This window comes from Aquabacter sediminis, from assembly GCF_028863665.1.
Lineage (GTDB): Bacteria > Pseudomonadota > Alphaproteobacteria > Rhizobiales > Xanthobacteraceae > L1I39.
Map to the genome: position 1 here is coordinate 1 of NZ_JARBFX010000018.1, position 17981 is coordinate 17981.

General features: G+C 66.9%; 20 protein-coding genes. 6 read left to right on the top strand and 14 right to left on the bottom strand.

Annotated elements, in window-relative coordinates; translation table 11 throughout:
- The 14 genes from PV781_RS22865 to motA all read right to left on the bottom strand — a co-directional run.
- On the bottom strand, positions 1 to 315 hold a 315-nt coding region (locus tag PV781_RS22865), incomplete at its 3' end, for a hypothetical protein (protein ID WP_274777935.1).
- A 191-nt stretch (positions 316 to 506) separates the two neighbouring features.
- On the bottom strand, positions 507 to 1613 hold the full coding sequence (gene flgI / locus PV781_RS22870; RefSeq protein WP_274777991.1) for a flagellar basal body P-ring protein FlgI: 1107 nt from the start codon (positions 1611 to 1613) through the stop codon (positions 507 to 509).
- Between the two features lie 29 nt (positions 1614 to 1642).
- On the bottom strand, positions 1643 to 2254 hold the full coding sequence (gene flgA / locus PV781_RS22875; protein WP_274777936.1) for a flagellar basal body P-ring formation chaperone FlgA: 612 nt from the start codon (positions 2252 to 2254) through the stop codon (positions 1643 to 1645).
- A complete protein-coding gene (gene flgG / locus PV781_RS22880; protein ID WP_274777937.1) occupies positions 2254 to 3042 on the bottom strand; it encodes a flagellar basal-body rod protein FlgG in 789 nt (262 codons plus the stop codon). The genes flgA and flgG overlap by 1 nt, the downstream gene beginning before the upstream one ends.
- Positions 3043 to 3051: 9 nt before the next feature.
- Positions 3052 to 3378 (bottom strand): flagellar hook-basal body complex protein FliE, encoded by a 327-nt coding sequence (fliE, locus tag PV781_RS22885; protein ID WP_274777938.1) that lies wholly within the window; start codon positions 3376 to 3378, stop codon positions 3052 to 3054.
- A complete protein-coding gene (flgC, locus tag PV781_RS22890) occupies positions 3378 to 3794 on the bottom strand; it encodes a flagellar basal body rod protein FlgC (protein WP_274777992.1) in 417 nt (138 codons plus the stop codon). Before flgC ends, fliE begins: the two co-directional genes overlap by 1 nt.
- Positions 3794 to 4174: a flagellar basal body rod protein FlgB gene (gene flgB / locus PV781_RS22895; RefSeq protein WP_274777939.1), complete on the bottom strand. Its 381-nt coding sequence runs from the start codon at positions 4172 to 4174 to the stop codon at positions 3794 to 3796. Before flgB ends, flgC begins: the two co-directional genes overlap by 1 nt.
- 139 nt (positions 4175 to 4313) lie before the next feature.
- Complete coding sequence (locus PV781_RS22900) at positions 4314 to 4766, bottom strand: hypothetical protein (RefSeq protein WP_274777940.1); 453 nt, start codon at positions 4764 to 4766, stop codon at positions 4314 to 4316.
- A complete protein-coding gene (gene flhB, locus PV781_RS22905) occupies positions 4744 to 5826 on the bottom strand; it encodes a flagellar biosynthesis protein FlhB (RefSeq protein ID WP_274777941.1) in 1083 nt (360 codons plus the stop codon). Before flhB ends, PV781_RS22900 begins: the two co-directional genes overlap by 23 nt.
- A gap of 96 nt (positions 5827 to 5922) precedes the next feature.
- Positions 5923 to 6942, bottom strand: coding sequence for a flagellar motor switch protein FliG (locus tag PV781_RS22910; RefSeq protein ID WP_274777942.1), 1020 nt, complete (start codon positions 6940 to 6942; stop codon positions 5923 to 5925).
- Between the two features lie 11 nt (positions 6943 to 6953).
- Positions 6954 to 7310, bottom strand: a complete 357-nt coding sequence (gene fliN, locus PV781_RS22915; protein WP_274777943.1) for a flagellar motor switch protein FliN — start codon at positions 7308 to 7310, stop codon at positions 6954 to 6956.
- Between the two features lie 34 nt (positions 7311 to 7344).
- A complete protein-coding gene (locus PV781_RS22920; protein WP_274777944.1) occupies positions 7345 to 7644 on the bottom strand; it encodes a hypothetical protein in 300 nt (99 codons plus the stop codon).
- On the bottom strand, positions 7625 to 8554 hold the full coding sequence (locus PV781_RS22925) for a flagellar motor switch protein FliM (protein ID WP_274777945.1): 930 nt from the start codon (positions 8552 to 8554) through the stop codon (positions 7625 to 7627). Before PV781_RS22925 ends, PV781_RS22920 begins: the two co-directional genes overlap by 20 nt.
- Positions 8555 to 8556: 2 nt before the next feature.
- Positions 8557 to 9447, bottom strand: a complete 891-nt coding sequence (gene motA / locus PV781_RS22930; RefSeq protein WP_274777946.1) for a flagellar motor stator protein MotA — start codon at positions 9445 to 9447, stop codon at positions 8557 to 8559.
- A 187-nt stretch (positions 9448 to 9634) separates the two neighbouring features.
- Here motA and flgF point away from each other — a divergent pair, with 187 nt between their 5' ends.
- From flgF to PV781_RS22960, 6 genes are all read left to right on the top strand, one after another.
- Positions 9635 to 10360: a flagellar basal-body rod protein FlgF gene (gene flgF, locus PV781_RS22935; protein ID WP_274777947.1), complete on the top strand. Its 726-nt coding sequence runs from the start codon at positions 9635 to 9637 to the stop codon at positions 10358 to 10360.
- 24 nt (positions 10361 to 10384) lie between these two features.
- Positions 10385 to 11707: a flagellar protein export ATPase FliI gene (fliI, locus tag PV781_RS22940; protein ID WP_274777948.1), complete on the top strand. Its 1323-nt coding sequence runs from the start codon at positions 10385 to 10387 to the stop codon at positions 11705 to 11707.
- A 287-nt stretch (positions 11708 to 11994) separates the two neighbouring features.
- Positions 11995 to 13947, top strand: a complete 1953-nt coding sequence (locus PV781_RS22945) for a DUF4214 domain-containing protein (protein ID WP_274777949.1) — start codon at positions 11995 to 11997, stop codon at positions 13945 to 13947.
- 202 nt (positions 13948 to 14149) lie between these two features.
- Positions 14150 to 15406, top strand: coding sequence for a flagellar hook protein FlgE (locus tag PV781_RS22950; protein ID WP_274777950.1), 1257 nt, complete (start codon positions 14150 to 14152; stop codon positions 15404 to 15406).
- 34 nt (positions 15407 to 15440) lie between these two features.
- Positions 15441 to 16907 (top strand): flagellar hook-associated protein FlgK, encoded by a 1467-nt coding sequence (gene flgK / locus PV781_RS22955; protein ID WP_274777951.1) that lies wholly within the window; start codon positions 15441 to 15443, stop codon positions 16905 to 16907.
- 5 nt (positions 16908 to 16912) lie between these two features.
- Complete coding sequence (locus PV781_RS22960) at positions 16913 to 17962, top strand: flagellar hook-associated family protein (RefSeq protein ID WP_274777952.1); 1050 nt, start codon at positions 16913 to 16915, stop codon at positions 17960 to 17962.
- Positions 17963 to 17981 lie beyond the last annotated feature (19 nt).

The following is a 17981-nucleotide window of genomic DNA, read 5'->3' on the forward strand; positions in this document are numbered from 1 at the left end:
GGCGGCCTGCTGGGCCTGCGCGGCGGTTGGCTGCGTGCCGGCGGGCTGGATGTTCATGGGCCCCACCCGCGTGGGCGGGGCGGCTCCCTGGGCCAGGGCGTCGGTCGCCAAGAAAGTGCCCGCAAGCGCTCCTGCCACCGCGCAGGCGAGCGCGAGGCGGCTGGCGGCGCGCCCTGCGGGCGCAGGTGGGCGCGGGCGCGGGGGGCGCAATGTGAGCAAGGCGAGAGACCCGAAGGCTGCGGCGGAATAGACCGGGGCGTCTTGCATCAGAGCGCCCGGGAAGGACGAGAGCATGTCCGGCAGGGACGAGGGCATGGGCCGACTTCCTATCGAAGGCGCGCAGGCGCCCTCATGGCGCCCCGCGTCGCCTGCCGTTCTAGGAGGGGGACCTTGCGTGACGCTGTCCGTCCGCTCGCGCCTCCCCGGCCCGCCCAAGCACGAAAGGGCGCGTCCCGAAGAACGCGCCCCGTCGAGGTCCTGAAAGGCCGCCACGCAGCGATGGGCGGCTATTGGAACACCAGCTCCGCCTGAAGCGCGCCGGACGTCTTCACCGCCTGGAGAATGGAGATGATATCGGAGGGCTTCAGGCCAAATCGGTTGAGCCCGTTCACCAGCGTCTGGAGATTGGTGCCGCGCACGATACCGATGGGGCCGCCGGTCTCCTGGGCGTCGATCTCGGTGCGAGGCACCACCACCGTCTCGCCATTGGAGAAGGGCGCCGGCTGCGAGACCACCGGCATTTCGGTGACCTGCACCGTGAGATTGCCCTGGGTGACCGCGAAGGTGGAGATCTGCACGTTGCGGCCGATGACCACCGTGCCCGTGCGCTGGTCCACCACCACCTTGGCCGGGGTGTCGGGATCGACCCTCAAGTCGCCGATCTCGGCGATGAAGCGGGCGAGGTTGGCATTGGGCGGGCGCTGCACCACCACCGTGGACAAATCCCGCTCGCGGGCGAATTCCCGGCCGTAGCGCGCCTTGGTGTAGGCGTTCACCACGTCGGCGATCATGGCGGCGGTCTTGAAGTCGGGATTGGTCAGTTCGACGGTCAGCTCGGCCAGATCCCGCAGCTGGCCGGGGATCTGGCGCTCCACCAGCGCGCCGTTGGCGATGCGCCCGGCGGTGGGCACGCCCTGGGAGAGGGTCTCGGCCTGACCGGTAATGGCAATGCCGGAGACGAGCTGGCCCTGCGCCACCGCATAGACCTGTCCGTCGGCGGCGGAAAGCGGGGTGATGAGCAGCGTGCCGCCGCGCAGCGAGGTGGCGTCCCCCAGAGAGGCGATGGTCACGTCGATGCGCGTGCCGACGGTGGCGAAGGGCGGCAGGTTGGCGGTCACCGCCACTGCCGCCACGTTGCGGGCGCGCAGCGCGATGCCCTTCACATTGATGCCCATGCGATCGAGCATGGCTTGCAGGGCCTGCTCGGTGAAGGGCGAGTTGCGCAGCGTGTCGCCGGTGCCCTGCAGGCCGATGACGAGCCCGTAGCCGATCAACTGGTTGTCGCGCACGCCCTGGATGCCGGAAATGTCCTTGATGCGGGTCAGCGCCGCCGCCGGGTGCGCGATTGCGATCACGGCCAGCGCCGAAAGGGCGAGGGCCGCGAGGCGCGCCATGACGTGGCGCAGAACGAGGGGCCGCGCGCTCATTGGATGTTCACGCGAACAGAGCCGTCCGTCTGGACGGTGCCCAGGATGGTCTGGCCGCTCTCCATGTTCTTGAGGCGCACGGTGGCGCCCACCGCCCCCGATTCCAGCGGCATGGCATAGCCGGAGATGATGAGACCGCCTTCCTGCAGCTTGACCCGCGTGGCGACGCCCTTGGTGACCACCTGAACATCGGCCACCGCATTGAGCGGCACCGGCACGCCGGCGAGCACGGTGCGGCGTACCGCCTTGCCGATCAGCGCCCCGCGCCCGCCCACGATGCCGCCGCGCTCCAACGTGGAGATAGGGACGGGGCGGTCGGTGAGCACCGCGTCGGAGATCACGTCGCCCGCATAGAGCGTGACGGCGGGCACTGGCACCAGGATGGTGTTGGGCGCCGCCGGAGCGGGCACTGCCGCCTGGGGCGGCAGCGGCGCCGCAGGGGCGGGCGCCGTCGGCCCGTTGGCATCGGCATTGCGCGCCGTCAGGCTGGAAATGGACTGCGCGCCCGCCGGGGCGGCCAGCCCCGCGAGGCCCAGGAGGAGCGCGGCGGCCAGGCCGCGCAGCGGAGCGGCGCGCGCGGCGCGGCCCATCACCGGATTCCCCCTCATCACCGGATTCCCTTGGAAACGGTGCTGGCCATTTCGTCGGCGGCGGTGATGACCTTGGAATTCATCTCATAGGCGCGCTGGGCGGAGATCAGCTCGGTGATTTCCTTCACCGGGTCCACGTTCGAGCCTTCCAGATAGCCCTGCACGACCGCGCCGAAGCCGATGTCGCCGGCCACCCCGACCACCGGCTGGCCGGAGGCCTCGGTCTCGCGATAGAGGTTGTTGCCCAGCGGCTGGAGGCCGGAATCGTTGGCGAAATTGGTGAGGGTGAGCTGGCCCACCAGCTGCGGCGCCTGCTGGCCGGCGATCTGGGCATAGATCTGCCCGGCCTCGTTGATGACGATGGAGGTGGCATTGGCCGGCAAGGTCATGGCCGGGTCCACCGCATAGCCGTCGACGGTCACGAGCTGGCCGTTGGGGCCCTTGTTGAAGGTGCCGGAGCGCGTATAGAGCGTCTCGCCCGAGGGGCTGGTGATCTGGAACCAGCCGCGCCCATTGATGGCGAGATCGAGCGGGTTGCCGGTCTGCGAGAGCGGCCCCTGGAGGTGCAGGTTGCGGATGCCCACCGTGCGCACGCCGAGGCCCACCAGCGCGCCTTCCGGCACCGGGCCGGCGCCGTCCTGGTTCGGCACGCCCTGGGCGCGCTCGGCCTGGTAGAGCAAATCGGTGAACTCGGCGCGGGCGCGCTTGAAGCCGGTGGTGTTGATGTTGGCGATGTTGTTGGCGATCACCTCAACATTGGTCTGCTGGGCGGCCATGCCGGTGGCGGCGATTGCTAGGGCGCGCATAATCTATCCTCAGATCGCCATCCGGCTGATTTCCTGGTAGGCGGCGACCACCTTGTCGCGCACCGCGATCGCGGTCTGCAGCGTCTGCTCCGCGTTCATGATGGCTTCCACCACCTGTTGGACGGAGGCCTTGCCGCCGATGCCGGAAATGGCCGTCGCCTCGCCGGCGCGGACCGAATCCACCGCATCCGACGACATGCGCGCCAGCACGGTGGAAAAATCCGCGGCCGAGGCCGCCGCTGCCGCGTCGACGGCGACAGCCTGGGTTTCGGTGCGCACCTGGGTGACATTGCCGGCGCGCGAGAGTGCGGAGTTGAAGGAGATGCCGTCAATCATCACGGGTTCCTCAGGAGATCGATGGTAGCCATCACCATCGAGCGGGTTTGCTTGATCATCTGGAGGTTGGCCTCGTAGGAGCGGCCCGCCTCCCGCATGTCGGCCATTTCCACCATGGCGTTGACGTTGGAAATCTTGACCCGGCCCTGGGCATCCGCCGCCGGATTGCCCGGATCAAGCTCGGTGGAGAAGGGCGTGCGGTCCACCCCAATGGACTTGACCTTCACCGAGGAGGCGCCCGAGGCGCGGTCCAGCTCGGTGGCGAACTGCACCGTCTTGCGGGCATAAGGATCTGCGCCGGGGGTCGAGCCCGTGGAATGCACGTTGGCCAGGTTCTCGGCTGTGATGCGCAGCCGGGTGGACTGGGCCTGGAGCCCCGAGGAGGCGACGCCGATGGCGGTCTTCAGCGGATCGATCATGACTTGACACTCGCCAGCACCATCCGGTGGAAGCTTCGGACGATGCTGTTGTTGAGGGTGAAGGTGCGGTTGACCTCGGCGGCCTTGAGCATCTCCTGCTCCAGGCTCACGGAATTCCCGCTATGGGTTACGTCCCAGGCCTCGTCCTTGCCGACCTTGGTCACCGGGTCCCGGCCGCCCGACGGCTCGATGTGCCCGGCGCGGGTGCGCGTCATGGACAGGTGGGTCTTTTCCAGGACCGCATTGAAGGGCACCACGTCCACGGCCTTGTAGCCGGGGGTGTCGGCATTGGCGATGTTGCCGGTGATGGCCGCCTGCCGCACCGAGGCCCAACGGGCCTGCTGCGATGCCAGCTTGAACAGATAGAGCGGTTCCACGGTCGCCTCCGGATCGGCGGGGCGGAAATGTCTCCGCCAGCCTCGGTTTGGCGAGCCTCCCCCACCAACCTTGCACGAGGCTTGAGCGGGTGGCGGCTCAAGGCAGTGGCCGCGCCGTGCGGTCGACCCCCCCGAGGGCTCAGGGGTGGCGGGCGGCGGCCAGGGCGTCGGCGAAGCGGGCGAGGTTGGTGGGGGCGTCCTTCAGCCCGTCGCGATAGATGATGCTGTCGATCTGCACGCCCACCGTCTTGGCGTCGAACACGATCTTGAAGAAGGAGCAGAGCGCCTCCTGGTGGAATTCCATGTCGATGGTCACCACTGGCGCGGTGCCCCAGTCCGTGTGGGTGGTGGCATTGCGCGCATAGCGCAGCGCCCCCGGCTTCAGCGAGAGTTCCGCCGAGGATTCCATGATGTCGTCGATGATGCTGGTCTTGCCGGCATGAATATAGGCCATCAGCACGCCGGCATTGGTATAGACGAGCTCGGACAGAAGCGGCCGCAGGGCGGTCGCCAGCAAGCGCTCGTAGGTCATGGCCTCCACCGGAGCCAGGGCGCGGACGTTCAGAATGTTATGGGCGCGACTTTGGTCCATTGGAGCCCTTCGAATAGATGAAGTATAGAATCTTGGCGACGGGCCGATAGAATTCGGCCGGGATCCATTGGTCCACTTTCACGGCATCGTACATGGCGCGCGCCAGTGCACGGTCCTCCACCACCGGCACGCCATTGGCCTCGGCGATCTCGCGGATCTTCAGGGCGACCAGGTCCAGCCCCTTGGCCACCACGAGCGGCGCGCCCCCCTTCAGGCGGTCATATTGAAGCGCGATCGCATAGTGGGTCGGGTTGGCAATCACCACGGATGCGCTGGGCACATTGGTGAGCATGCGCTGGCGCGCCCGCTGCTGGGCCAGCGAGCGCATGCGCGCCTTCACCATGGGATCGCCCTCGGCCTGCTTGAACTCGTCCTTCAGTTCCTGGTGCGACATGCGCAGGTCCGTGCGCCACTTGATGCGCGACCAGACCAGGTCCGCCCCCACCAGCGCGATGGTGCCGATGCACACCGCCGACACCAGCTTGGTGGACAGGGCCAGCACCACTGTGGGCACCAGCAGCGGGTCGGCGAACATGGCGTTCACCACCTGGTATTCCTGCGAATAGAGCAGGATGAGGCTGACCACCGAGATCACCAGCAGCTTGAACAGCTGCTTGCCGAACTCGATATGCCCCTGCGGCCCGAAGATGCGGGTGAAGCCCGCCACCGGGGACACGCGGTTCCATTGCGGCTTGATCCGGCTGAGAACCATGGAGGGCACGTTCTGGAACGCGGTGGCCGCGATCCCCGCCACCGCCAGCAGCACGACGATGGGCAGGAGGAAGCGCCCGGCGGCGCCCAGCGCGATCCACAGCACCTCAATGGCGTCTGCGCCGGTCTCCAGGCGGAAGCCGGCGGGATTGTCGATGAGGTGGGCCAATTGCTCGGTCAGCCGCGCGGTGGGGCCGGCGGTGAAGAAGACCAGGCTCATCAGGATGGCGATGAGCGAGGCAAAAAGGCTCGCCTCGCGGGAGAAGGGGACATTGCCCTTCTCGACCGCGTCAGCGATTTTCTTCTCGCTTGCCTCTTCTGTTTTGCTTTCCTTGTCTTCGTCCGACATGGTCTCGTTCTGTGCGGTTCAGAAAAGGCGCCGGCCCGGGAGGGCCGTTTCGATGGTCTGGTGTCACTGGGGCCTTAAGGCCGCGCGGGGCGCGGCCTATCGCACATAGGCATCGTCCTCCGAACCCGAGTTCAGCTCGATCTCGCCACGGCCGGCCATGTCCAGGGCGAGGTCGGTGACTGTGCGCCGCGCCTCGGCCACGTCGCGGGCCGCGGCCGGTTCGCCGCCGCCCAGCTCCTGCTCCACCATGCGTCGCACGCGGGCGCCCAGCGATTGCAGGATGATCTCGCGGAAGCCGCTCTCGGTGCCCTTGAGGGCGAGCACCAGCTTGTCGGTGGGCACCTGGTCGAACAGCGAGGTGCGGGCACGCGGGGTGAGCTTGATGATGTCCTCGAAGGTGAAGAGCAGGCCCTTCAGGATTTCGGCGGATTTCGGCCGCGTGGCGGCAAGCGAGTTCAGCACCGTCTCCATGTCGTCGCGCTCCATCTTGTTGATGATGTCGGCCATGCGAGCATGGGGATCGGCGCCGGCATTGCGCGAGAAGTTCATCATGAAGTCCTCGTGCACGGTCTTCTCGATGACCTGCATGGTGGAATCCACGATGGGCTTGAAGGTGAGCATGCGGCGCATGATGCCGTTGCGCCGGGCCTCGGGGATGTAGCTCAGCACCTTGGCGGCGCAGGCCGGCTTCACGCGCGAGAGCATGAGCGCGGCGATCTGCGGGTGCTCCTTCATGATGTAGGTGGCCAGCGTATTCTCGGCCACGGTGGAGATGCGGTCCCAGATGGAATGGTTGGCCGAGCCCAGGAGCTCGTTCATGATCTCCTGGATCTGCTCGGGCGGCAGCACGCCGGTGAGCAGGCGCTCCACGTCCGCCGCCGTGCCGACAAGGTTGGCGCCGGTGGCGAAATTGTTCGCGAAGTCCTCGATCAGGTCGTCGATCTGGGTCGTCGAGATGGGCTTCAGCTCGGCGATGGACCGCGTGACGCGGCGGATCTCGTCCTGGTCGAAATGCTTCATGACCCGGCCCGCCGCGGGCGAGCCCATGGTCATGAGCAAGGCGGCCACCTTGTCGGTGCCGCTCAACGGACGGCTCTTGGTGGGGACCTGGGTCATGGCGAGGCCTGTCACGTGGTCTCAGGGCCGCCGGGGCCGACAATCTCGGTCAGCGAGACGCCGAAGCGGGAATTGTCGTCTTCCACCACCATCACTTCGCCACGGGCGATCACGCGGCCATTGACCACGATGTCCACCGGCTCGCCGACCCGATGGTCGAGGGGCACGATGGCGCCACGGCCGAGCTTGAGCAGGCTGGACACCGGCATGGAGGCCGAGCCCAGCACCACCTGCATGAGGACGGGAATGCGCATCACGCTGTCGAGGCCGCGCGGGCTCGACAGGGTCTCGGTCTCCGCCACGGCGGTCCGCTGCGGCTCGGCGGCGGGGGCGCTGGTGTCGATTTCGTCAATGGGCATGCTGGCCATGGAAAACCCCTGCGTTTGAAAGGCCGAAGGCGGATCAGGACGGGCGGCGCTCGGCGCGGTCGACGTGCGCGACACGCTCGTCGATCTCGCCGATGAGGGCGTGGGCGTCGTCGATGCGGCCGGCAAGCAGGACGAGCACTTCGCGCCCGTCCATGTTGAGCGTGGTCAGCGCGTCGCGGGCGGCGGAGAGGGCCTGCGCGGTGTCGTTCAGCGCGCTCTCATATTCGCGGTTCAGCTCGTCCAGCCGGGCAAGGCGGCGATAGACCAGGACAATGAGGCCGGTGGTGGCGACAAGCACCGCCATCAGCAAGAGGTCAGCGGGGGAGAATGTCATTGATGAACTCCTGAGCGGGATCGATTTGTTCGTCGATGCGCAGCACGTAGGACCCGTCCGACTGGCCGAGATTGCACCAGAAGAGGGCCTGCTCGGCGCTCTCCAGCTTCACGCGGCTGCGCGGCGTGGCCTGGAGCTTGAGCACCTGTCCAACCTTGAAATTGGCCACCTCGCCGAGCGAAAGCGGGCGCTCCTCGAGAATGGCGCGCACCTTCACCGAGGTGCGGTTCACCTCGCCCCGGATCTGCTGCGCCCATTTGGGATCGCGGCCGGAGGATTCGGCCGGCGTCGTGCGCGAGAGCACCTGGCGCAGCGGGGTGAGGGCCGATTGCGGGATGATGACGAACATCTCCCCGCCGCGATTGAGCGCCTGGAGCAGGAATTTGGCGGTGATCGCCATGTTGTTGCTGCGGCCGATGACCGCGAAGTCCATGCGCGTTTCCTGGCGCTCGAACTGGAAGGTCGTGTCGCTGACGAGGCCGAAGGAGGCCCGCAGCGCCTTGGACATCTGCTCAAACAAGAGCTGCGCGACGCGAATCTCGATGTTCGAGAAATTGCGCTCGTCCTCCACCGGCGGCTCGGAGCCGTCGGAGCCGAACAGCACCTCCATCATGGTGAAGACGAAGTCGCGGTCGAAGCCGACGATGAGCTGGCTATCCCAGGAGGGGGCATGGAAAATGCCTGCCACCGCCGTGCCTTCGTACATTTCCAGCACGTCGCCGATGCGCCCGTTCTCGACGCTGGAGAGCGAATAATAGGCCTGGGAGGACGCGAAGTGCCGCAGCCCGTCCGCGCAGGCGGTGGCGAGCCGGTCGAACACCACGTGCAGCATGGGCAGCCGGTCCAGCGAAAGGCCGGCCGCATCCAGCAGCATGTCCCGGATGTCGGCGTGTTTCTGAGCAGCGTTCATGGTCAGGCCGCCTGCTGTGCGGGTGCGCCATTGGCGGAGGGCGCGGCGGAGATCGCCTCGCTTTCCACCTCGTCGATGGTGGGACGCTGGCTGGCGTCGATGGTCTTGCGGCCATGCTCCAGCGCGATCGGGGGCAGGGCGCCATTCATGAAGGCGATCAGCGTCTGCTTGACGATGATGAAGGGCTGGACCTGCTTCTCACGCACGATCTTCACCTTGTGCGCGATGGGCCCGAGAATGGCGTAGGAGGCGTAGATGCCGAAGAAGGTGCCGATGAGCGCCGAGCCGATATAGTGGCCGAGGATTTCCGGCGACTGGTCGATGGCGCCCATGGCTTTCACGATGCCAAGCACCGCCGCGCAGATGCCGAGCGCGGGCAGGCCCTCGGCCACCGTGCTGAGCGCGCCCGCGGGCTTGGTCTTATGCTTCTTGATGGTCGAGATCTCCTGCTCCATGAGCGATTCGATCTCGTGGGACTTGGCATTGCCGATGAGGATCAGGCGGGCATAGTCGCAGATATACTGCGTGAGTTCCTTGTCCTTCAGAATGGACGGGAAGTGCCCGAACAGGGGCGAGTTGGCGGGGTCGTCGATATGGCCTTCCACCTCGTTGCGCGGCTTTTGGCGCATGTCACGCATGAGCGCGTAGAGCAGCGAGAGCAGCGCCAGGAAATCCTTGCGCTTGGGCGCGGTTTCCTTGAACGCGTGCAGCAGCGCCGAGCCGGTGTCCTTCACTGTCGACATGGGATTGGCGATGATGAAGGTGCCGGCCGCGATGCCGCCGATGATGGCGAATTCGAACGGCTCCCAGACCACCGCCGGGTTGCCGCCCATCAGCGTGAAGCTGCCGAACGTGGCCACCAGCCCGAGCACGATGCCGATGAGAATGAACAAAGCCTGATCCCCCGATTCAACTGAAAACCGGTCTAGGGGGCGTGGATTGCGCGAGGCTGGTCCCGCCGGCCGGGAGGGCGCGCCGGCGCGCAAGGTCAGGTTCGGACAAGCCACAAGCGCCAGGAAGAGAACGCGCGCATCCGCCCCGGCCGGCGGGCTCTCGCGCGCTCAACAGAGGGAGCACGGCATGCCGACGGGCCTTTACGTGGCGCTCTCCGCGCAGATGGCCATGGAGCGCCGCCTGGCGACGGTGGCCAACAACGTGGCCAACATGAACACGGCGGGCTATCGGGCGGAGCGCATCCGCTTCGAAACCGTGATGGACAATGCGGGCGGGCGCGATGTCGCCTTCGCCTCGGTGGGCGAGACCTATACGGACCTGACCGCCGGCCAGTCCAAATTCACCGGCAACCCGCTCGACGTGGCGGTGCAGGGGGATGCCTGGTTCTCGGTGAAGACCCCCGCCGGCATTGCCTATACCCGCGACGGGCGTATGCATATGAGCGCCGAGGGGCAGCTCCTGTCGGTGAACAACCATCCGGTGCTGGATGCCGGCGGCACGCCGCTGGCCATCGACCCGGCGGGCGGCGAGGTGCGGATCGGCTCTGACGGCTCCATCTCCCAGGGCACGGTCGCGGTGGGCAAGGTGGGCCTCTTCACCATTCCCGCCGGTGCCGCGCTGACCCGCGCCGACAATTCCTCCGTCATTCCCGACCAGGCGGCGGAGGTGGTGCAGGACTTCACCAACGTGGCCATCCACCAGGGCTATTCGGAGAGCTCCAACGTCGACCCCATCCGCGAGATGACCCGGCTGATCATGATCCAGCGGGCCTTCGAGCAGGCCATGGCGGCGGTCAGCCAGGTGGAATCCTCAACCGACAACGCCATCCGCACGCTGGGCCCCGGCTCCTGACGGGCGCGGATGAAGGATCGCACCATGAAGGCATTGGCGGCGCTGCGCGCCTCGGTGGAAGCTGGCCTCGAGGAGGTTCCCCCCGTGCGCGTGGGCGGCACCGTGCGCGAGGTGGCGCCCACCCATTTCCGGGTGAGCGGGCTGTCGGGCTTCGTCAAGCTCGGCGAGCGCGTGCGCTTCGAGGCGGACGGGCGGGCGCGCATCGGCGAGGTGATCCGGCTCGATCATGCGGGCGTGGTGGTCAAGCCGTTCGACGAGCGGGCCAATGTGGGCGTGGGGGCGGTGGCCTATCGCATCGGCGCGCTCACCCTCTCGCCTGAGCGCGGCTGGAAGGGGCGCGTGGTCAATGCGCTCGGCCAGCCGCTGGATGGGGCCGGGCCTCTGCTGCGCGGAGACCGGCGCATGCCGCTCGACGCCGAGCCGCCCCCCGCCATGACGCGCGCGCGCATCCACAAGCCGCTGCGCACCGGCGTCAAGGTCATCGACATTTTCACGCCCATCTGCGAGGGCCAGCGCATCGGCATTTTCGCCGGCTCGGGCGTGGGCAAGTCCACGCTTCTGTCCATGCTGGCGGGCTGCCAGGGCTTCGACACGGTGGTGGTGGCGCTCGTTGGCGAGCGCGGGCGCGAGGTGCGTGAATTCCTGGAGGGACCGCTCGCCCCCAACCGCCACCGCGCGGTGGTGGTGGTTTCCACCTCCGACGAGAGCCCCATGATGCGGCGCCTCGCCCCGCAGGCGGCGCTCTCCATTGCCGAATACTTCCGCGATCTGGGCGAATCCGTGCTGCTGATCGTTGATTCGGTCACCCGCTACGCCCATGCCGCCCGAGACGTGGCGCTGGCCGCCGGTGAGCCGGCGGTGGCGCGCGGCTATGCGCCGTCCGTCTTCTCCACCTTGCCGCGCCTCCTGGAGCGGGCGGGACCGGGTGCGGAAGGGGCGGGCAACATCTCCGCCGTCTTCTCCGTGCTGGTGGATGGCGACGACCACAACGACCCGGTGGCGGATGCCATTCGCGGCACGCTGGACGGCCATATCGTCCTCGACCGCGCCATCGCCGACCAGGGCCGCTTTCCGGCGGTGAATGTGCTCGGCTCCATCTCGCGCTTGGCGGGCGAGGTGTGGAGCGAGCCGGAGCGCGAGCTGGTGCGCAGCCTGAAGGGCCTCATCGCCCGCTTCGAGGACACGCGCGACCTGCGCCTGATGGGCGGCTACCAGGCCGGCAGCGATGCCGAGCTCGACCAGGCGGTGGCGGTGGTGCCCCGCATCTATGAGGCGCTGCGCCAGCAGGCGGGCTCGCCCGCCTCCCTCGATCCTTTCGCGGACCTTGCCGCCGCGCTCCGCGCCTGACCCGTGCCGCCCAGACCCGCCGTACTGCCCAGGCCCGCCGTGTTGCCCAGGCCCGCCGGTCCGCGTGAGGCCGCTTCGCCACGCCTGCTGGTCAAGTCTGGTGGTCAAGTCTGGCGGTCAAGTTCGGCACCCAGGTAGGGCAAGATTTTATATCGTATTGGATTCCAAGTGCAAAACATAAATCGATGAACTCATCGATCGCATCAGCCCCACGCAAGCATTGAAAAGTAACGTGATCTCATGGGCTCCAAGAAATGTCTGCGAGCCTGAAGGAATTTTGGGGTTACATGATGTCCAATCCAATCAGTCTCGATACGTCAGGTATTCTGAGTGCATTGCTGGCGATCCGCAGCCAGATGACGGGTCCTTCGATCCAGGCCGAGGTCCTCGACCAGACCATCTACAACATCATCAACGGTGTTCCCGCGGCCGATGGCCCGAGCCGCCCGCTGGTGAGCAAGGTGTATGTGGATGCGGACGGCGTCTACCACACCGGCGATACGGTCACGGTGTCGGTGAACTTCGATTCCACCATGTTCGTGAACACCGCCAACGGCACCCCGCGCCTCCTGCTGGAGACCGGCGCCACCGACCGCTACGCCACCTATGTGTCCGGCTCCGGCACCGACACGCTGCACTTCACCTATACGGTGCAGGCCGGCGACGAGGCGGCGCGCCTGAACTATGCCAGCTCGACCGCGCTCGAGTTCAACGGCGCGGCGATCACCAATTCCATCGGCACCGCGGCCAACCTCACGCTCCCGGCCTTCGGCTCGGCGGGCACCCTGGCCTTCCAGTCGGCCGTGGCCGTGGGTGATGGCATGACCGCCCCGGAGACCCGGGCCGAAGCCCTGTTCCACACGCTGCCCGGCGCGGACCTCGTCACCAAGGTCCTGGCCGACGCGGCGGCGAGCGCCCCCCAGGCGGCCGGCTCCCTGTTCCTGGCCCAGGCCGACCTGCAGACCTTCGGCTCGGCTGCGAACGACGTGGTGTTCGGGACCGGCGAGAAGGTCCAGGCCTTCGGCGGCGCGGGCAGTGACCTGCTGGCCGGTGGCATCGGCCAGACCCTGCTCCATGGCGGCGTCGGCGAGGATACCGCCTATTTCAGCGGCAACCAGGCTGACTACACGATCTCGCAGGATCGCGGCCTGACCCTCGTCACCTCCAAGGCCGACCCTTCCCAGGTCACCGAGCTGGTGAACGTGGAGCACATGGCCTTCGCGGACGCCACCGTCGACGTGTCCACTCCCGACAGCGTGGCCTGGATCTCCGCCCTCTACACCCAGGTTCTGGGCCGCCAGGCGGATCTGGCCGGCATCCAGTTCTATGTGGGCCAGGTGGAGCGCGGCGCGTCTGCCGGCGACATCGCCATCGGCTTCCTCACCTCTCCGGAAGCGGTGGCCAACGGCACCGGCGTCGCCTCGGCCGCCGATGTGAGCGTCGAGATGCTCTATCGCGTGCTGCTCGGCCGTGACGCCGACGCGGCGGGCCTTGCCCATCACCAGCAGGCGCTGGCGAACGGCGTCAGCATCGGCCAGGTGGCGAACCACTTCCTCGCCTCTCCGGAGCTGATGGGCGTCCACGCGGCCCAGGACCTGGACTTCTACATGAACGGCTCCACCGCCGGCGTGCTCAGCGGCACCGGCGGGGCCGACAATCTGGTGGGCGGCGTCCTCAACGACACCATCACCGGCAATGGCGGCGCCGACCATGTGGACGGCCGCACCGGCACCGACACGGCGGTCTTCTCCGGCGCCAGCACCGACTACCAGGTGACCACCGACGGCGTGCACTTCTTCGTCCGCGCCGCCGCCAACCCGGCCGAGGTGACCACGCTCATCAATGTGGAGCATGTGCAGTTCTCCGACACCGGCGTTGACCTGGTGCCGAACAGCAACGTGGCTTGGCTCGGTTCGCTCTACCAGCAGGTGCTCGGCCGCCAGGCTGACGCCGCCGGTCTCCTCACCCAGATCGAGGCGGTTGAGAACGGGGCCTCCCTGGGCCAGGTGGCGCTGAGCTTCCTGACCTCGGCCGAGGCGGTGGACAACGGCACCGGCGTGGATGCGGGAAGCCTGTCCGTCAACGCGGTGTTCGAGGGCCTGTTGGGCCGCGCGGCCACCTCTGGCGAGGCCGCGCAGTTTGCCTCTGCCGACTTTGCTTCGGTGGCCGACGCCATCATGCACTCGGATGAGATGCAGCTGCACTTCATGACCCCGGCCCAGTACGACTTCGTGGGCTGACGCCTTGGGGCCGGCGGGCATTCCCCGCCGGCCTCATTTTGTTCAACGGCCGCTCCGCCGCCTCGCGCCGGCCGGGCGGCGGTCTTGTGGAGCGGGTCGCCACCTTTCGTGACGCTCCAGCCCCACGCAAGCCAAGCGCCCTCAAATGCGCACAGGGCCAAAGGGCCCGGCGGATGCCCCGCTCACCATCGGAGTTGGTTTCATGAGTCTCTATGGGATGCTGCGGACCAGCGTGTCCGGCATGACGGCGCAGTCCAACATGCTCAGCAACGTGTCCGAGAACATCGCCAATACCGGCACCACCGGCTACAAGAGCGTGTCCTCGGAATTCTCCTCGCTGCTCCTGAATTCGAGCTCAACGCAGTATGAGTCGGGCGCCGTGACCACAGAAACGCGCCAGTCCATCTCCAAGCAAGGTGGCCTCGCCTACACCACCTCCTCCACGGACCTTGCCATCCAGGGCAATGGCTTCTTCCTGGTGCAGGACCCCTCCGGCCAGAGCCTTCTGACCCGCGCCGGCGCCTTCCAGGTGGATGCCTCCACCGGAAACCTGGTGAACAGCGCCGGCTTGACCCTCATGGGCTACGACATTGCCGACGGCACGCCCGACGTGGTGCTGAATGGCTTTGGCGGGCTCCAGCCCATCAATTTCCAGAACACCAAGCTGGAGGCCAACGCCTCCACCAGCGGTGCCTTCGCCGCAAACCTGCCGGCCAATACGGCGGTGGTGACGGGCGATACACCCTCGGACAACCTGGCGACCTCGGCTTATACCGAGAAGTCCTCGCTGGTGGCCTTCGATAACCTTGGCAACAAGGTCACCCTGGATCTCTACATGACCAAGACGGCGACGTCGCCGGGCGTGTGGGAAATGGCCGTGTTCGATCGCGCCGACGCCTCCGCCACCGGCGGCTTTCCCTATGGGTCCGGGCCGCTGGCGACCCAGACCATGAATTTCGACGGCCTGGGAAATCTGACCTCCGGTGATTCCATCACCTTCACCGTTCCCAACGGCCAGGCCTTGACCATGGACCTTTCGGGCATGACCCAGCTTGGCGCGGGCTATACGCCCCTGACTGCCACCGTGGACGGCAATGCCCCGGCGGCCGTGCAGGGCGTGGTGATCAAGTCCGACGGCACGGTCTATGCGACCGACGCCAACGGCCGGCAGTCTGCCATCTTCAAGGTGCCGCTCGCCTTCGTGGAAAGCCCGGACCGGCTTGCCCCGGCAGCCGGAAACGCCTTCACCGCCACGGTGGAATCCGGTCTTGTCCAGGTGGGCTTTCCCGAGCAGGTGGGCCTCGGCTCCCTGGTCTCCGGCGCCACCGAGCAGTCCAACGTGGACATGGCATCCGAGCTGACCAAGATGATCGTCGCCCAGCGCGATTACACCGCCAATTCCAAGGTGTTCCAGACCGGCACGGAGCTGCTGGACGTGCTCATGAACCTGAAGCGGTGAGTGTGCCGTCTGTTTTCCGGCCTGAGAGGGTGCCATGAGCCTGTCGCTCGCGTTCAACACCGCACGCTCGTCGCTGCACACCACCGCCACCCAATTGTCGGTGTCGAGCCGCAATGTGGCGGGCGGCAACGATCCCAACGCCTCGCGCAAGATCGCCGTGACGGTGACGTCTGGCGACGGTTCGAGCCGGGTGGTGACCATTTCGCGCGCGACCGGCGGCCCCCTCTTCGACCGGATGTTGGGCGCCACTTCCACCACCGCCAACCAGAAGGCGGTTCTCGACGGCCTGGACACGCTACGCCAGACCATCGGCGACACCACCTCCGGCATCTCGCCGGCGGCCAAGCTGGGCGTGCTCCAGAGCGCGCTCCAGAGCGCGGCCAATGCCCCGGACAATGCGGTGTTCGCCCAGTCGGTGGCCACCGCTGCGGCCGATCTTGCCCGCGCTCTCAACAGCTCCACCGAGACGGTTCAGCAGGCCCGCACCGATGCGGACGCCGCCATCGGCACTTCGGTCACCAAGGTCAACGATCTGCTGGCGCAGTTCCAGGTGGAGAATGCCACCGTGGTGTCCGGCACCGCCCGTGGCCTTGATGTGACCGACGCCATGGACCGTCGGGATGCCATCCTTTCCAACCTGTCGCAGGAAATGGGCATCTCCACCATCTCCCGCGCCAATAACGACATGGTTCTCTACACCGACGGGGGCGTGACCCTGTTCGATTCCGTGCCGCGCGCGGTCACCTTCCGGCCAGCCACCGTGCTCGCCGCAGGGACTGCGGGGAATGCGGTGTTCGTGGACGGGGTGGCCGTCACGGGCGCCGACGCCGCCATGCCGCTTCAGGCGGGCCGCATCGCCGGCCTCGCCACTTTGCGGGACACCATCGCCCCCACCTACCAGAACCAGCTGGACGAGCTCGCCCGGGGATTGGTAACCGCGTTCTCCGAGCAGGATCAGACCGGCGGCGGCGCTCCCGCGGCCGCCGGTCTTTTCATCCCGGCGAGCGGGTCGTCCGCCGTGCCGGGTGCCCTGACGCCGGGCCTTGCGGCCACACTTGCGGTCCATCCGGACGCCGACGCCGTGCAGGGGGGCGATCCCTTCCGCGTGCGCGACGGCGGCCTCAACGGGGCTGCCTATGGCTACAATGCCAGCGCCGCAGCCAGCTTCCAGGATCGCCTCGCAAGCCTCGGCACGGAGCTGTCCGCCCAGCGCAGCTTCGACGGCGCCGCCGGGCTCGGCACCGCGCAAAAGCCCCTGGCGGGCTTCGCCACCGCCTCCGTGAGCTGGCTGGAAGGCATGCGCCAGATCACCTCTACCCGCGCCGACAGCGAACAGGCGGTTCTGGCCCAGGCCTCCGGCGCCTTGTCCAACGCCACCGGCATCAATCTCGACCAGGAATATGCCAACCAGCTGGAGCTGGAACGCTCCTACCAGGCCTCCTCCAAGCTGATTGGCGCCGTCAACCAACTCTTCGATGCCCTCTTCGGCATGATCCGGTGATCGCCATGATGAGCACCTACATCTCGACCCTCGCCTGGACCAGCGCCGCCCGCAATGTTCTGCCGCGGCTGCAAACCGAGATCACCAAAGCTCAGGTGGAAATTTCGTCCGGCCGAAGCGCAGATCTGGGGCTTTCTCTGGGCGTCGGAGTGGGCCAGAGCGTCGACCTCCACACCACCGAAGACCGCCTGAACGCGCTCACCCGGGACCACGCGCTGGCCAAGAGCCAGCTTGATCTGACACAAACGACGCTCGGTCAAATCTCAACCGACACGAATAATTTTCTGAAAAACTTGATCGCAGCCAAGTCCACTACGGTGGGGTCAGGCGTCATCACAGATCAGGCGAAGGCGGGACTGTCCGCATTTACTTCGATGATGAATACTGGAGATGGCCAGAGATATATTTTCGGCGGCATCAATAATGGCGTGCCGCCACTGGCCGATTACGACAGCGGCCCCAAGGCGGCTGTGAATGCGGCGTTCGCGCTGCGGTTCGGCCTCGATCCGGTCGATCCGCAGAGTGACCCGAAAGTGGCGGATATCACCACCTCCGACATGGAAGACTTCCTGAACAACGAGTTCGCCGCCTTGTTCGCCGATCCAGCCTGGGGGCAGATCTGGTCGAGTGCGTCGGACCAGAATCTCACCAGCCGCATCTCGTCGTCGGAGACGGTGACCGTTTCCACAAACGCCAACATAACAGCCATGCGCAACCTTGCCATGGCATACACGATGGCATCGCAACTGGGCCTGTCCAATCTGCCGGAGGGCGCCAGGAATGCAGTCGTGACGAAGGCGGTGAATGTAACGGGAAGCGCCGTGACTGGCCTTAACCAGGCGGCGACCGTGCTTGGCATCTCGCAGATCCGTGTCGCAGCGGCAGAGAGCGCCACACAACTCTCGCTCAACACTGTGTCTCTTCACATTTCCGCGGTGGAGGGGGTGGATCCTGCAGAAGCCAAGACGAGACTGGATAGCCTGACCACACAGCTTCAGATGTCCTACTCGACGACAGCCAAGATCATGCAGCTGAGCATCCTGAATTATGTTTGAAGGCAGTAACGAGGGCGTC

Bases quoted from the DNA above. Each gene is read 5' to 3' on its own strand.
- flgI (WP_274777991.1), bottom strand. From the start codon at position 1,613: ATGGCGCGCCTCGCGGCCCTCGCCCTTTCGGCGCTGGCCGTGATCGCA.
- flgA (WP_274777936.1), bottom strand. From the start codon at position 2,254: ATGAGGGGGAATCCGGTGATGGGCCGCGCCGCGCGCGCCGCTCCGCTG.
- flgG (WP_274777937.1), bottom strand. From the start codon at position 3,042: ATGCGCGCCCTAGCAATCGCCGCCACCGGCATGGCCGCCCAGCAGACC.
- fliE (WP_274777938.1), bottom strand. From the start codon at position 3,378: ATGATTGACGGCATCTCCTTCAACTCCGCACTCTCGCGCGCCGGCAAT.
- PV781_RS22900 (WP_274777940.1), bottom strand. From the start codon at position 4,766: ATGGACCAAAGTCGCGCCCATAACATTCTGAACGTCCGCGCCCTGGCT.
- flhB (WP_274777941.1), bottom strand. From the start codon at position 5,826: ATGTCGGACGAAGACAAGGAAAGCAAAACAGAAGAGGCAAGCGAGAAG.
- PV781_RS22910 (WP_274777942.1), bottom strand. From the start codon at position 6,942: ATGACCCAGGTCCCCACCAAGAGCCGTCCGTTGAGCGGCACCGACAAG.
- fliN (WP_274777943.1), bottom strand. From the start codon at position 7,310: ATGGCCAGCATGCCCATTGACGAAATCGACACCAGCGCCCCCGCCGCC.
- PV781_RS22920 (WP_274777944.1), bottom strand. From the start codon at position 7,644: ATGACATTCTCCCCCGCTGACCTCTTGCTGATGGCGGTGCTTGTCGCC.
- PV781_RS22925 (WP_274777945.1), bottom strand. From the start codon at position 8,554: ATGAACGCTGCTCAGAAACACGCCGACATCCGGGACATGCTGCTGGAT.
- flgF (WP_274777947.1), top strand. From the start codon at position 9,635: ATGCCGACGGGCCTTTACGTGGCGCTCTCCGCGCAGATGGCCATGGAG.
- fliI (WP_274777948.1), top strand. From the start codon at position 10,385: ATGAAGGCATTGGCGGCGCTGCGCGCCTCGGTGGAAGCTGGCCTCGAG.
- PV781_RS22945 (WP_274777949.1), top strand. From the start codon at position 11,995: ATGATGTCCAATCCAATCAGTCTCGATACGTCAGGTATTCTGAGTGCA.
- PV781_RS22950 (WP_274777950.1), top strand. From the start codon at position 14,150: ATGAGTCTCTATGGGATGCTGCGGACCAGCGTGTCCGGCATGACGGCG.
- flgK (WP_274777951.1), top strand. From the start codon at position 15,441: ATGAGCCTGTCGCTCGCGTTCAACACCGCACGCTCGTCGCTGCACACC.
- PV781_RS22960 (WP_274777952.1), top strand. From the start codon at position 16,913: ATGATGAGCACCTACATCTCGACCCTCGCCTGGACCAGCGCCGCCCGC.